General features: G+C 72.2%; 13 protein-coding genes. 11 read left to right on the top strand and 2 right to left on the bottom strand.

Annotation, left to right across the window (positions count from 1 at the left end):
• Positions 1 to 29: 29 nt before the first annotated feature.
• Positions 30 to 1232, bottom strand: coding sequence for an ROK family protein (locus tag OG505_RS08220; protein ID WP_405432216.1), 1203 nt, complete (start codon positions 1230 to 1232; stop codon positions 30 to 32).
• 237 nt (positions 1233 to 1469) lie between these two features.
• On the opposite strand from OG505_RS08220, the gene OG505_RS08215 reads away from it, so the two are divergent.
• The 10 genes from OG505_RS08215 (at position 1470) to OG505_RS08170 (ending at position 11475) form a co-directional block, all read left to right on the top strand.
• Positions 1470 to 2768, top strand: coding sequence for an extracellular solute-binding protein (locus tag OG505_RS08215; RefSeq protein WP_405432215.1), 1299 nt, complete (start codon positions 1470 to 1472; stop codon positions 2766 to 2768).
• Positions 2769 to 2838: 70 nt separating this feature from the next.
• The gene (locus tag OG505_RS08210) at positions 2839 to 3831 is read left to right on the top strand and encodes a carbohydrate ABC transporter permease (RefSeq protein ID WP_405432214.1); all 993 of its coding nucleotides are present in this window, start codon (positions 2839 to 2841) and stop codon (positions 3829 to 3831) included.
• Positions 3824 to 4663, top strand: a complete 840-nt coding sequence (locus OG505_RS08205; RefSeq protein ID WP_007460899.1) for a carbohydrate ABC transporter permease — start codon at positions 3824 to 3826, stop codon at positions 4661 to 4663. Before OG505_RS08210 ends, OG505_RS08205 begins: the two co-directional genes overlap by 8 nt.
• A 29-nt stretch (positions 4664 to 4692) precedes the next feature.
• Positions 4693 to 6069, top strand: a complete 1377-nt coding sequence (locus tag OG505_RS08200) for a GH1 family beta-glucosidase (RefSeq protein WP_405432211.1) — start codon at positions 4693 to 4695, stop codon at positions 6067 to 6069.
• A gap of 158 nt (positions 6070 to 6227) precedes the next feature.
• Positions 6228 to 6725 carry a 2Fe-2S iron-sulfur cluster-binding protein gene (locus OG505_RS08195; protein ID WP_405434424.1) on the top strand — a complete coding sequence of 166 codons (498 nt, stop codon included), beginning with the start codon at positions 6228 to 6230 and terminating at the stop codon, positions 6723 to 6725.
• Positions 6722 to 7705 (top strand): FAD binding domain-containing protein, encoded by a 984-nt coding sequence (locus tag OG505_RS08190; RefSeq protein WP_405432210.1) that lies wholly within the window; start codon positions 6722 to 6724, stop codon positions 7703 to 7705. The genes OG505_RS08195 and OG505_RS08190 overlap by 4 nt, the downstream gene beginning before the upstream one ends.
• The gene (locus OG505_RS08185) at positions 7702 to 9792 is read left to right on the top strand and encodes a xanthine dehydrogenase family protein molybdopterin-binding subunit (RefSeq protein ID WP_405432208.1); all 2091 of its coding nucleotides are present in this window, start codon (positions 7702 to 7704) and stop codon (positions 9790 to 9792) included. The genes OG505_RS08190 and OG505_RS08185 overlap by 4 nt, the downstream gene beginning before the upstream one ends.
• A 28-nt stretch (positions 9793 to 9820) precedes the next feature.
• Positions 9821 to 10186, top strand: a complete 366-nt coding sequence (locus OG505_RS08180; RefSeq protein WP_405432207.1) for an ArsR/SmtB family transcription factor — start codon at positions 9821 to 9823, stop codon at positions 10184 to 10186.
• Positions 10186 to 10827 carry an SRPBCC family protein gene (locus OG505_RS08175; protein WP_405432205.1) on the top strand — a complete coding sequence of 214 codons (642 nt, stop codon included), beginning with the start codon at positions 10186 to 10188 and terminating at the stop codon, positions 10825 to 10827. Before OG505_RS08180 ends, OG505_RS08175 begins: the two co-directional genes overlap by 1 nt.
• Before the next feature lie 132 nt (positions 10828 to 10959).
• Complete coding sequence (locus OG505_RS08170; protein WP_405432204.1) at positions 10960 to 11475, top strand: NUDIX domain-containing protein; 516 nt, start codon at positions 10960 to 10962, stop codon at positions 11473 to 11475.
• Positions 11476 to 11693: 218 nt separating this feature from the next.
• On the opposite strand, the gene OG505_RS08165 is transcribed toward OG505_RS08170, so the two are convergent.
• Complete coding sequence (locus tag OG505_RS08165; protein ID WP_405434422.1) at positions 11694 to 13640, bottom strand: ABC transporter ATP-binding protein; 1947 nt, start codon at positions 13638 to 13640, stop codon at positions 11694 to 11696.
• 182 nt (positions 13641 to 13822) lie between these two features.
• On the opposite strand from OG505_RS08165, the gene smpB reads away from it, so the two are divergent.
• Positions 13823 to 14314 carry an SsrA-binding protein SmpB gene (gene smpB / locus OG505_RS08160; RefSeq protein ID WP_405432203.1) on the top strand — a complete coding sequence of 164 codons (492 nt, stop codon included), beginning with the start codon at positions 13823 to 13825 and terminating at the stop codon, positions 14312 to 14314.
• The last annotated feature ends 77 nt before the right edge of the window (positions 14315 to 14391 follow it).

The following is a 14391-nucleotide window of genomic DNA, read 5'->3' as shown; positions in this document are numbered from 1 at the left end:
CCCAACCACTCCCCGAGGAGGAGGCAGGGTCAGGCGCGGCGGACGCCGCCCTCGGTGAGGAAGCGGACGATCGGGAGGGTCGCCGCGCCCAGGGCCACCGCGTCCACGCCGAGGCGGCACAGCTCGATCGACGCCTGCTCGTACGGCTGGCGCAGCGCCTGCCGACCGGCGGCCTCGCGCACGGCCGGCAGCAGGTCGCCCAGCGCCATCGCGGCCCACCCACCGAGGACGACCCGCTCCGGATTGAACAGGTTGATCAGGTTGGCCACCCCCGCGCCGAGGTAGCCGGCGGTGTCGTCCAGCACCCGGCGGGCGGTGGCGGACGACTCGGCGGCGGTGACCAGCGCGGCGAGCTGCGACTCCTCGTCCTCGCCCGGCACGGCGCGACCCCGACGCGCCTCGCGGTAGCGGTCGATGATCGCCTCCGCCCCCACGTACGCCTCCAGGCAGCCGCGCGCGCCGCACCGGCAGGCCCGGCCGCCGTACACCAGGGTGGTGTGCCCCCACTCCCCCGCGCTGCTGGACGCGCCCCGGTAGGTGGCGCCGTTGGTCACCACGGCCGCGCCCACGCCGGAGCCGACCAGCGCGAAGACGGCGTGCCGGGCGCCGCGCCCGGCGCCGAACCACATCTCGGCCTGGCCGAGGGTCTTCGCGCCGTTGTCGATGTGCAGCGGCAGGTCGGTGCCGGCGCCGATGAGGCGCTCCAGCGGCACCCGGTCCCAGCCGAGGGCCTGGGCGTGCACGACGGCCTCGACGCCCTGCTCGACCACGCCGGAGACGCCGATACCGACGCCGAGCACGTCGGCGGTGGCCACCCGGGCCTGACCGGTCACGGCCTCGATGCCGGCCAGCACGTGCCCGGCCACCACGTCGGGCTCGGTGCGCGCCGGGTCGAGCGGGTACTCGATGCTGGCGAGCAGGGTCATCGCGAAGTCGAACAGCTCTACCCGGACCCGGGTCTCGCCGACGTCCACGCCGATCACGAAGGCGTACCGGGGGGCGACCCGCAGCAGCATGCTGGGGCGACCGCCGTCGGACTCGGCGGCGCCGGCCTCGGCGACGATGCCCTCGTCGAGCAGGTCGGCCACCACGTTGCTCACCGCCGGCTGGCTCAGCCCGGTGCTGCGCACCAAATCCTGCCGGGTGAGCGGGGCATCGAGGAAGAGCTTCGTCAGCAGGGCGGACCGGTTGCGCAGCCGGACGCTCCGGTTGGTGGCACGCGCCAGCTCCACTCGTCACCTCGTTCCCGTCGGCCGTTGGTGGCGACTGTAACCGCACCGTGCTTGACGGCCCACCGGCCAGCAACTTTAATGACGACATTCATTAAGCCGTGATGTAACTCGCGGGAAACGCCGACGGACCCCCGACGGCGCCTCCGGAGAAACCCCGTCCGCAGCCGGCAACCGTCGCCGCACCCCTATCGACGACGGCGGTCGGCGGACCCCCACCACGCACCGGAAGGGCTGACCGTGTCGAGACGACACCTCGGGATATTCACCGCCGCCGTACTGGCCGCCGCATCGCTGACCGCCTGCGGCGGCTCCGGCGACGACTCCGCCGCATCGCCCAAGACCCTCACCTACTGGGCCAGCAACCAGGGCGCCAGCCTGGAGGCCGACAAGACCACCCTCCAGCCGGAGCTGGACAAGTTCGAGAAGCAGTCCGGCATCAAGGTCAACGTCGAGGTCGTCCCCTGGTCGGACCTGCTCAACCGGCTGCTCGCCGCCGCCGCCTCGGGCAAGGGCCCGGACGTGGTGAACATCGGCAACACCTGGTCGGCGTCGTTGCAGGCCACCGGCGCGCTCGTCGAGTTCGACGACGCCGCCCTGCAGGCCGTGGGCGGCAAGGACCGGATCGTGCCCGCCGCGCTCGCCGCCGCCGGCGCCCCCGGCAAGCCGCCGGCCGCCGTGCCGCTCTACAGCATGGCGTACAGCCTGTACTACAACAAGAAGGCGTTCGCCGACGCCGGCATCACCGCGCCCCCGACCACCTGGGAGCAGCTCGCCGAGTACGGCAAGAAGCTCAGCACCGGCGGCAAGTGGGGCCTGGCGATCGAGGGCGCCAACCCGTCGGAGAACGCGCACCACGCCTTCACCTTCAGCCAGCAGTACGGCGGTGAGTGGTTCGACTCGGCCGGCAAGCCGACCTTCGACACCCCGCAGAACGTCTCGGCCATCAAGCGCTACATCGACTTCATGGCCGCCGACAAGATCACCAACCCGAGCAACGCCGAGTACGCGCAGAACCAGTCGGTCTCCGACTTCGCCAACGGCAAGGCCGCCATGCTGCTCTGGCAGTCCGCCGGCTCGAACCTCAAGACCCAGAACATGCCCGCCGACGCGTACGGGGTGGCCCCGGTGCCGTTCCTGGCCAGCCCGCCGGCCGGCGGCAAGAAGGTCAACAGCATGGTCGCCGGCATCAACATGGCGGTCTTCAAGCACACCAAGAACAAGGACGGCGCGCTGAGCTTCGTCAAGTTCATGACCAGCGACGAGGAGCAGACGATCCTCAACAAGACGTACGGCTCGCTGCCGGCGGTCAAGACCGCGGCATCCGATCCGGCGTTCAGCGCCCCGGAGCAGAAGAGCATCCAGGAGACGCTGGTCACCACCGCCGCCCCGCTGCCGCAGGTGCCCGACGAGAGCACCTTCGAGACCCTGGTCGGCACGGCGATGAAGGAGTTGTTCGCCGACGCGGCGAGCGGCAAGCCGGTCACCGAGCAGTCGGTGAAGGCGAAGCTGACCGACGCGCAGCAGAAGATGCGCTGACCCACGCAGCGCCGGTGGCCGTGGTCGGGCGACGAGCCCGGCCACGGCCACCGCCTCCGAGAGGACCCCGATGGCAACCAGCACCACCGCGCCGGACGCCGACCGGCGCGTGCCCCGGGCCGGGTCACCCGCCCGGGGGGCCGCCCGCCGACCGCGCGGCCCCCGCCGCTCGCTCCTGCCGTACCTGCTGCTCGCCCCGGCCATCGTGCTGGAACTCGCCATCCACGTGATCCCGATGGTGGTCGGGGTCTGGATGAGCCTGCTGGAGCTGACCCAGTTCCACATCCGGGACTGGTCCACCGCGCCCTTCGTCGGGCTGGAGAACTACCGCGCCACGCTCGATCTGAACTCCGCCGCCGGCAAGGAGCTGCTGCACTCGTTCTGGGTGACCCTGATCTACAGCGTGCTCTCGGTCGGGTTCGCCTGGCTGCTCGGCATCGCGGCGGCCGTCGTGCTGCAGAAGCCGTTTCGCGGGCGGGCCATCCTGCGGGCGCTGTTCCTCACCCCGTACGCCCTGCCGGTCTACACCGCAGTGATCACCTGGAGCTTCCTGCTGCAGCGCGACACCGGCCTGGTCAACCACGTGCTCGTCGACCAGCTCGGGCTGCTGGGCGAGCGGCCGTTCTGGCTGATCGGCGACAACAGCTTCGCCTCGCTGCTGGTGGTGTCGGTCTGGCGCAACTGGCCGTTCGCGTTCCTCTGCCTGATGGCCGGCCTGCAGAACGTGCCGGGCGAGCTGTACGAGGCCGCGGCGATCGACGGCGCGGGATTCTGGCGCCGACTGCGCTCGGTCACCCTGCCCATGCTGCGGCCGGTGAACCTGGTGCTGCTGCTGGTGCTGTTCCTGTGGACGTTCAACGACTTCAACACCCCGTACGTGCTCTTCGGCGGCTCCGCACCCGAGCAGGCCGACCTGATCTCCATCCACATCTACCGCAGCTCCTTCAAGACCTGGGACTTCGGGTCGGGCTCGGCGATGTCGGTGGCGCTGCTGCTGTTCCTGCTGGTCGTCTCGGCCGCGTACCTGCTGATCACCAACCGCCGGAGGGACGACCATGCGTGAGACCGCCGGTGAGCGCTGGGGCCGGCGCATCGTGCTGACCCTGCTCACCCTCTTCGTCGTCATTCCGCTCTACGTGATGGTCACCTCGGCGGCGAAACCGCTGCGGGACGTGCAGAACGGCTTCACCTGGTGGCCCAGCCGGCCCACCCTGCAACCGTTCGTCGACATGTGGAGCACCGTTCCGCTGGCCCGCTACCTGGTCAACAGCCTGGTGGTGTCGAGCGTCGCGGCGGTCTGCTCGGTGGCCGTGGCGATCTTCGCGGCGTTCGCCGTCAGCCGGTACCGCTTTCGCGGCCGGGGTGTCTTCTCGGTGACGGTGCTGTCCACCCAGATGTTCCCCGGCATCCTGTTCCTGCTGCCGCTGTTCCTCATCTACGTCAACCTGGGCAACGCCACGGGCATCGAGCTGTACGCCAGCCGCACCGGCCTGATCATCACGTACCTGACCTTCTCGCTGCCGTTCTCGATCTGGATGCTGGTCGGCTACTTCGACTCGATCCCGCGTGGGCTGGACGAGGCGGCGCAGGTCGACGGGGCCGGGCCGCTGCGCATCCTGTTCCGGGTCATCCTGCCGGCCGCCGTGCCCGGCGTGGTCGCGGTGACCGTGTACGCGTTCATGACCGCCTGGGGTGAGGTGCTCTTCGCCTCCGTGATGACCGACGAGGGCAGCCGCACCCTGGCCGTCGGCCTGCAGGGCTACTCCACCCAGTTCAACGTCTACTGGAACCAGATCATGGCCGCCTCGCTGGTGGTCAGCATCCCGGTCGTCGCCGGATTCCTGGCCTTGCAGCGCTATTTCGTCGCCGGCCTCACCGCCGGCGCGGTCAAGTGAGTCACCCCATCCCAGAGGAGAGCCTTCCCGTGCCCGACCTGTCCAAGCTGCCACCCGACTTCCTCTGGGGCGTCGCCACGGCGGCGTACCAGATCGAGGGGGCCGTCGACGTCGACGGCCGGGCGCCGTCCATCTGGGACACCTTCTCGGCCATCCCCGGCAACGTCGACAACGGCGACACCGGCGCGGTGGCCTGCGACCACTACCACCGGTGGCCGCAGGATCTCGCGTTGCTGCGCCGGCTCGGCGTGGACGCGTACCGGTTCTCGGTGGCCTGGCCCCGGGTGCTGCCCGACGGCGTCGGCCGGGTCAACCCCGCCGGGCTGGACTTCTACGACCGGCTCGTCGACACGCTGCTCGCCGACGGGATCCGGCCGTTCGTCACGCTCTACCACTGGGACCTGCCGCAGGCCCTCCAGGATCGCGGCGGTTGGCCGGAGCGCGCCACGGCCGAGGCGTTCGCCGACTACGCGGCGGTGGTCGCCGCCCGCCTCGGCGACCGGGTGGCCGACTGGAACACGGTCAACGAGCCGCTCTGCGTGTGCTGGATCGGGCACCTGGAGGGAAAGATGGCCCCCGGCGAGCGGGACCTGACCCGCGCCGTGCACGCCTCGCACCACGCGCTGCTCGGGCACGGCCTGGCCACCCAGGCGATCCGGGCCAACGCCGCCCGACCGGCGTCGGTCGGTCTGGTGCTCAACCTCAGCCCGATCGAGCCGGCGACCGACCGACCCCAGGACGTCGCGGCGGCCCGGCGGGCCGACGGGCACGTCAACCGCTGGTGGCTGGACCCGATCCACGGGCGCGGCTACCCCGCCGACATGATCGACACGTACGGGGTCGAGCCGCCGGTGCGCGGTGACGACCTGGCGGTGATCGCCACGCCGACCGACTTCCTCGGGGTGAACTACTACTTCCGGCAACTGGTCGTCGACGATCCGACCGGCCCGGCGCCGTACGCGAAGCAGGTGCCGGTGCCCGGTTCGGTGGAGACGGCCATGGGCTGGGAGATGTACCCGGCGGGCCTGGAGCGGCTGCTCGTCGACGTGCACGAGGAGTACCGGCCGGGCCGGATCATCGTCACCGAGAGCGGCTCGGCGTGGCCGGACGAGGTCACCGCCGACGGCACGGTCGAGGACAAGGAGCGCACCGACCACCTGGAGCAGCACCTGGCGGCGTGCGCGTCGGCGGCGGCCCGGGGGGTGCCGCTGGACGGCTACTTCGTGTGGTCGCTGCTGGACAACTTCGAGTGGGCGTACGGCTATGACAAGCGCTTCGGACTGGTGCACGTCGACTACGCCACCCAGCGGCGGACGGTGAAGGCGAGCGGCCTGCGCTACGCGGAGCTGATCCGCGCCCACCGACACCTCGCCCGCGCCACCGACGCCGCCGCGCCGGTGGCCTGAGGCCGCGAGTCCCGGGCGCCGCAGCCGGCGGCGCCCGGGGCGCACCACGGCGGGCTCTCTGCGTAATTCGTCCGCTTATGTCCGGCTGCCGCTAGTCTGGGCCGGTGCGGGGCGGACCGGAGAACGAGACGACGACCGACGAGCGTCACTCGTCCCGGGTGGCGTTCGAGGTGAACGGCGACCGCCGTGAGCTGACGCTGGACAACCGCACCACCCTGCTCGACGCGCTGCGCGAGCACCTGGGCCTGACCGGGGCGAAGAAGGGCTGCGACCACGGCCAGTGCGGCTCCTGCACGGTGCTGCTGGACGGTCGCCGGGCCAAGAGCTGCCTCGTCTTCACGGTCACGGTGGACGGCCGATCGGTGCTGACCGTCGAGGGGCTCGCCGGTCCGGACGACCTGTCCCCGTTGCAGGCCGCGTTCGTCGCGCACGACGCGTTCCAGTGCGGCTACTGCACCCCCGGGCAGCTCTGCTCGGCCCGGGGCATGCTCGACGAGGTCGCCCGGGGCTGGCCCAGCGCGGTCACCGACGACCTCGACGCGCCACCCGAGCTGACCGACGCCGAGATCCGCGAGCGGATGGCCGGCAACCTCTGCCGCTGCGCCGCGTACCCGCACATCGTCGCGGCCATCCGCGAGACGGCGACCACGTCGTGAGGCCGTTCCGCTACCACCGGCCGGCCGACGTGGCCGACGCCGTCGCCGTGCTGGCCGGCCAGCCGCACGCGGCGTACCTGGGCGGCGGGACCAACCTGGTGGACCTCATGAAGCTCGGGGTGCAGCGGCCCGAGCTGCTGGTGGACGTGACCCGACTGCCGCTGGACACGGTCGAGGAGCTGCCCGACGGCGGGCTGCGCATCGGCGCGACCGTGCGCAACAGCGACCTCGCCGCCCACCCCGCGGTTCGCCGCGACTACCCGGTGCTGGCCCGCGCCCTGCTCGCCGCCGCGTCCGGTCAGCTACGCAACCTGGCCACGACCGGCGGCAACCTGTTGCAGCGCACCCGCTGCGTCTACTTCCAGGACACCGGCAAGGCGTGCAACAAGCGCGACCCGGGCAGCGGCTGCGCCGCCCTGCACGGGCAGAACCGCGACCTGGCCGTGCTGGACTGGTCCGAACAGTGCGTGGCCACCCACCCGTCGGACCTGGCGGTCGCCCTCGCCGCGCTGGACGCGGTGGTGGAGGTGCACGACGCCGACGGCCCCCGGGACGTCCCGCTCGCCGAGCTGTACCGCTCCCCCGGCGCGCATCCGGAACGGGAGACGACTCTGGCGCGGGGCGCGCTGATCACCGCCGTGCGGCTGCCCGCGTTGCCGGCCGCGCGCCGTTCGGCGTACCTGAAGGTGCGCGACCGGGCGTCGTTCGCCTTCGCCGCCGGCTCGGTGGCCGCGGTGCTCGACCTCGACGGGGACGTGGTCCGCGACGTCCGCCTGGCGTACGGCGCGGTGGCGCACCGGCCGTGGCGGGCGTACCGGGCCGAGGAGGAGCTGCGCGGTCGGCTGTTCAGCCCGGAGCTGGCCGCGCGGGCCGCCGACGCCGAGTTGACCGAGGCCCGGCCGCTACGGCACAACGGCTTCAAGCTGCCCCTGACCCGGGCCATCACGGTGCGGGTGCTCAGCGAGTTGGCGGCGTCGTGAACACCGGCGCGGTCGGTCGGGCGCATCCCCGGCTGGAGGGTCGGGAGAAGGTCACCGGCACGGCCCGGTACGCGGTGGAGTACCCGGTGGACGGCGTCACGTACGGCTGGGCGGTGCCGGCGGCAGTGGTCCGGGGCCGGATCACCCGCGTCGACACCGAGGAGGCGCTGGCGTCGCCCGGCGTGCTCGCCGTACTGCACCACGGCAACGCGCCCCGGATCGCGCCCGGCCCGCAGCCGGAGCTGTGGTTGTTGCAGGAGCCGGCGGTGCACTACCGGGGGCAGTTCGTCGCGGTGGTGGTGGCCACCAGCCTGGAGGCGGCCCGCGAGGGTGCCCGACTGGTGCGGATCGACTACGACGCCGCGCCGCACAGCACCGTGCTCACCGACGACCACCCGGGCCTGTACAAACCGGAGCACGTCAACCCCAGCTATCCGACGGACACGGCCGAGGGGGACTTCGACGCCGGGTACGCGGCCGCGCCGGTGCGGGTGGACGTCACCTATCGGACACCGGCGTACCACAACAATCCGATGGAGCCGCACGCCACGACGGCGCGGTGGCACGACGGGCGGCTGCTGGTGCACGACTCAACCCAGGGCGCCGTGCCGGTGCAGACCGCGCTGGCCGAGCTGTTCGAGCTGCCCCAGGAGTCCGTGCGGGTCATCGCCGAGCACGTCGGCGGCGGCTTCGGCAGCAAGGGCTCCGCCAAGGCGGCGGTGGTGCTCGCCGCGCTCGCCGCCCGGCACGTGGACCGCCCGGTCAGGCTGGCGCTGACCCGCCAGCAGCTGTTCGGGCCGATCGGCTACCGCACGCCCAGCATCCAACGGATCCGCCTCGCCGCCGACACCGACGGCCGGCTCACCGCGGTCTGTCACGACGCGATCAGCCAGACCTCGACCGTCCGGGAGTTCGCCGAGCAGATCGCCGTCTACACCCGCAGCATGTACGCGGCGCCGCACCGACGCACCACTCACCGCCTGGTCCGCCTCGACGTGCCCACGCCGTTCTGGATGCGCGCCCCCGGCGAGTGCCCCGGCGCGTACGCCCTGGAGTCGGCGATGGACGAACTGGCCGTCGCCGTGGGGGTCGACCCGGTGGAGCTGCGGATCCGCAACGACGCCCAGGTCGACCCCGACCAGGGGGAGTCGTTCACCAGCCGCAATCTGGTGGCCTGCCTGCGCGAGGGGGCGCAACGGTTCGGCTGGACCGGCCGGGATCCCACGCCCCGGGCCCGGGGCGACGGGCGGTGGCTGATCGGCACCGGCGTGGCCGGGTCGAGCTACCCGGCCCGGGCGAGACCATCGTCGGCGGCGGCCACCGCCCGGCCCGACGGCACCTTCCTGGTACGGATCGACGCCACCGACATCGGCACCGGCGCCAGGACGGCGCTCTGGCAGGTGGCCGCCGACGCGCTGGGGGTGCCGCCCGAGCGGGTCGAGATCCGCATCGGCGACACCGATCTCCCGGTGGCTCCGGTGGCCGGGGGCTCGATGGGCACCGCCTCGTGGAGCTGGGCCGTGATCCGGGCCTGCGAGGCGATGCGCGGGAAGCTGCGCGAGGGCGCACCGCCGGGTACCGAGGTCAGCGCCGAGGCGGACACCACCGACGAGGTGAGCGGGCAGCCCAGCCGACCCCGGTACGCGTACGGGGCGCAGTTCGTCGAGGTGCGGGTGGACGCGGACACCGGCGAGGTGCGGGTGAACCGGCTGCTCGGGGTGTTCGCCGCCGGCCGGGTGGTGAACCCGACGACGGCGCGCAGTCAGCTGATCGGCGGCATGACGATGGGGCTGTCGATGGCGCTGCACGAAGAGGGCCTGCTCGACGAGCGCTACGGCGACTGGGTCAACCACGACCTGGCCACGTACCACATCACCGGCTGCGCGGACGTCGAGGCCGTCGAGGCGTACTGGCTGGATGAGCGGGACGACGAGCTGAATCCGGCCGGGGTGAAGGGCATCGGCGAGATCGGCATCGTCGGCACCGCGGCGGCGGTCGCCAACGCCGTCCACCACGCCACCGGCGTCCGCATCCGGGACCTGCCGATCCGGTTGGACAAGCTGGTCGGAGTTTCAGGCTTGGCTTAAATAAGCTGGTAGTGATATAACTGTCGCCGTGCACGCCTTCGACGTGCTGGGCGATCCGGTCCGGCGCCGCATCCTGGAGCTGCTCGCCGACGGCGAGCAGACCGCGGGCGCGGTCAGCGCGGTCATCCGCGACGAGTTCGGCATCTCCCAGCCCGCCGTGTCACAGCACCTCAAAGTGTTGCGGGACAACGGCTTCGCCACCGTGCGACCAGAGGGCGCCCGGCGCCTGTACGCGGTCGATCCACGCCCGTTGCGCGAGGTCGACGGCTGGTTGGAGCACTTCCGCCGGTTCTGGGCGCCACCCCTGGCGGCACTCGCCACCGAGCTGGCCCGGGGCCGACGCGAACGTCGCCTGCACGGGCCCGCCGATCCATCCGAGGAGAGGAACACCTGATGTTCGACGCGACCGAGCAGATCAACGCCGTCCAGCGGCAGGTCGGCAGCCGCACCCTGGCCGCGGGCGAGGCCCGGGTGACCACGATCAGCCAGACCTACCAGGCGACGGCCGAGGACCTGTGGGACGCCTGCACCAACGCCGAGCGCATCCCCCGCTGGTTCCTGCCGATCAGCGGCGACCTGCGGCTGCACGGCACGTACCAGCTTCAGGGCAACGCCCACGGCACCATCGAGAGCTGCGAGCCTCCGCACCGCTTCACCGCCACCTGGGAGATGGGCGGCGAGGTGAGCTGGATCGAGGTGCGGGTCACGCCGGTCGGCGACGAACGGGCCCGCCTCGACCTGGACCACATCGCGCACGTCGACCAGGACCGGTGGGCACAGTTCGGGCCGGGCGCCGTCGGCGTCGGCTGGGACCTGGGCCTGCTCGGTCTTGCCACCTACCTCTCCGGCGACGGCGGCGGCGTCCGACCGGAGGACAGCGCCGAGTGGATCGCCTCCGCCGAGGGACGACGCGCCATGGAGCTGAGCAGCCAGCTGTGGTGCGAGGCGAGCATCGCCGCCGGCACCGACGCCGACGAGGCCAAGGCCGCCGCCGAGCGCACCACCGCCTTCTACACGGGCGCCCCGCAAGCCTGAGCGGCTCCGCCGGCGGCGGCCGACGCGCCGCCGTCGTCCGGCGCACTGGTCTCCGCCATCCGAGGTGGGCGGCTGCGATCCCCGCCCGACGGCGCCGCTGACCGCGCGGGGGCCCGGGTAACGTGCTGCGGCATGACCGGCATGGCGTACTCGCACTGCTCCTACTGCGGCACCGCCTACCCGGCGGCGGCCGGATGGCCGCGGATCTGCGCGGTCTGCGGCGAGACCGTCTGGCGCAATCCGCTGCCCGTCGCGGTCGCGGTGCTCCCGGTCCGCACCGCCGAGGGCCTCGGGGTGGTGGTCGTGCGCCGGGACATCGAACCGGCCCGCGGGCTGCTCGCGCTGCCCGGCGGCTTCATCGAGTACGGCGAGGAGTGGTCCGACGCGCTCGTGCGTGAGCTGCGGGAGGAGACCGGGCTGATCGCGGCGGCCGAGGACGCCCGGCTCCTGGCCGTGCACGGCGCCCCGGCGGGCGGCACCATGATGGTCTTCGGAGTGCTGCCCGAGCGGGCCGTCGAGGACCTGCCGCCGTCGGCGCCCACGGAGGAGGCCACCGAGTGGCTGGTGCTCACCGACCCGGTCGAACTGGCGTTCTCCACCCACACACGGGTCCTCGCGGATTTCCTCAAGGGTGCCCAGCCCGCCTGACGGGCGGGATCCTCGGCTGTCGCGTGGACCTGGGCGTCGGACCGCGAGCAGAGACCTACGCGTCGCCTCCTTTGCTCTGCTTCAACCCACGCATCGGATCCGGACACCGGGTGTTGCGCGGGTTGAAGCAGAGCAAAGGACGGCCTGGACCCACCCGCTGTGGCAGAGCCCCAGTGATCGATTGATGAGCAGGAGTCGGGGCGCACGATGGGGTGGAGTCAGTGGTTTGCGGCGTCGGTGGCGCCGGCTCGGTAGCCGCTGGCCTGCAACTCGAACAGCTCGCGGTAGAGGCCGCCGGCCGCCATCAGCTCGTCGTGGTTGCCCTGCTGGACGAGGCGACCCCGGTCCATGACGAAGATCCGATCGGCGTGCCGGACGTTGGCCAGCCGGTGGGTGATCAGGACGACGGCCCGGTCGGGCCGACGGCGCAGGTGCTGGAACAGGGCATGTTCGGCGCGGGCATCCAGGGCTGCCGACGGCTCGTCGCAGATCAGCAGGGCGGCGTTGCGGTAGAGCCCGCGGGCGGCGACGAGCCGCTGCCACTGCCCGCCGGACAGCTCGTGACCGTTCTTGAACTCCCGGTCCAGCAGGGTGTCGTAGCCGTGCGGCAGACCGACGATCATGTCGTGGGCGGCGGCCGCGGCGGCGGCCTCCTGCACGTCGGGGCCGGGCTGGTCGGGCGTACGGTCGTGCCGGCCGACGCGGATGTTCTGCCCCGCGGTGAACGGGAACTTCCAGTACTCCTGCGTCATCACGGCCACCTGCGCGCCGAGCGTCCGCGGATCCAGTTCGGCGGCGTCGACGTCGTCCCAGCGGATCGTCCCGCCGGTCGGCTGGTAGAGCCCGGCGATCAACTTGGCCAGGGTGGTCTTGCCGGAGCCGTTCTCGCCGACCAGCGCGATCACCTCACCGCGTCGGATCGTCAGGCTGACCCGGTCCACCGCGGGCGCGTCGGTGTCGGGGTAGCGCAGGCTCACCTCATGCACGTCGATCGTCTCGACGCCGTCGACCACCTGGTCGCCGCCGACGGGCACCCGGCCCTGCGCCCGGGTCAGGAAATCCCGGTAGTCCTGGTAGTAGAGGGCGTCCTCGTACAGCGAGTTGGTGGCGACGACCGCGACGCCCAGGCTGGTCCGGGCGGACTGCAGGGCGAGCAGGGCGGTGGCCGCGGCGGCGAGGGCGACCATACCGGCCAGCAGCAGACCGCCGAGCACGGCGTACACCCCGAAGGTGGCCAGGCCCGCCACGCTGGCGCCGGCCACGCGGGTGCCGGCCTGCGAGCGCACCAACCGCAGTTGGGCGCGGGTCTCGACAGCCATCACGCCGCAGTACTCGGCGAGCAGGAAGTCACGCATCTGGTAGGCGCGCACCTCGGCTGCGGTGTGCCGGTTGGCCATCAGGTGGGCGAGCATCCACATCCGCCGGCGGCGGGTGATCCGGGCCAGCATCGCCAGGTACTCCCGGCGGGCCATCCGCACCGCCGTGATCGCCTGGGGCACGGCCGCGAGCAGCAGGCACGGCAGCAGCAGCGGCTGGATGACGGTGACCGCCACGGCGGTGGCGAGCATCCCGACGACGCCGGTGACCAGGTTGACGGTGTGGTCGACGATCCACGCCGCCTCGCCCATCCCCCGGTCGCGGACCCGGTCCATCTCCTCGGCGAACCCGGCGTCGTCGAACGCGGCCAGATCCACGGCGGTGGTGGCCTCGAACAGCCGCAGCTCCACCTGGTAGTTGATCTGCGGGGTGAGCCGTGCCTGGGCCCAACCGGCCGCGATCGTCAGGCCGCCGCGCGCCGACACCGCCGCCGCGGCCACGACCAGCGCCGGCAGGGCGGAGCGCACCCGGTCCGGGGTGGGACCGGCGGCGAAGAGTTCCCGCAGCACGCTGGTCGTGGCGAGCAGGCCGAAGGTGGTCATCACGCCGGCGGCGACGTTCAGGCCGATGGAGGCGACCGTGTCCATGCGGTTGGTGGCCCAGGCCAGCGCCACCGCCTCCCGCACCAACCTCGGCAGACGTCGGGCCACCGCCCAGAAGCTGGTGTGCGCGAACGTGTTCGCGTGGTGCATCCAGGCGGCGTCCTCCAGCTCCGGAAGCATGGAGCCGTCGCTGGGCGGGTCGATCGGCTGGTCGTCGTCGTGGGGCGCGGTGCGCGGGCGGGCCATCGAGTCCACGGACGCTCCTCGGGGGGCGGGAAGCACGAACGCCGCCCGAGACTACTGCCAGCGACCGTTCGATGTCTTTAGGTAGTCGGCGCGTCGTACGGGTGTTTCACAAAGTCGGCGCGACGTCCTCGGCGATCGGCAGCAGCACCCAGCCCCAGACCCGTGCCGGATATCGTCGCCGGGTGAGCCCGTCCAAGCAGCCCGAGCGTCGACTGATCGCCTCGAACAAGAAGGCCCGGCACGAGTACACCGTGCTGCGCACGTACGAGGCCGGCATCGTGCTGGTCGGCACCGAGGTGAAGTCGCTGCGCGAGGGACGGGCGTCGCTGGTGGACGCGTTCGCGCACGAACGCGACGGCGAGATCGTGCTGTACGGGCTGCACATCGCCGAGTACAGCTACGGCACCTGGACCAACCACGCGCCGCGCCGCAACCGCAAGCTGCTGCTGCACCGCTCCGAGATCAGCCGGATCCTGGAGAAGGTCCGCGAGGGCGGGGTGACGCTGGTGCCGTTGTCGATGTACTTCGACAACGGCTGGGCCAAGGTCGAGCTGGCCCTGGCCAAGGGCAAGCGCGCGTACGACAAGCGGCAGACCCTCGCCGAACGTGACGCCAACCGCGAGATCGCCCGGGAGTTGGGCCGACACCTCAAGGGCCACCCCCGCCGCCACTGACCGGCATTTCTCCGCGCGGCACGCCACCTGACGGATAGCAGATGCTGGCATATCGAGCGGCAAAGCCACGCGAATGC

Source organism: Micromonospora sp. NBC_00617, assembly GCF_045161355.1.
GTDB lineage: Bacteria > Actinomycetota > Actinomycetes > Mycobacteriales > Micromonosporaceae > Micromonospora.
Note: the sequence above shows the minus strand (reverse complement) of the source record. Positions and strands in the feature narration are given on the sequence as shown.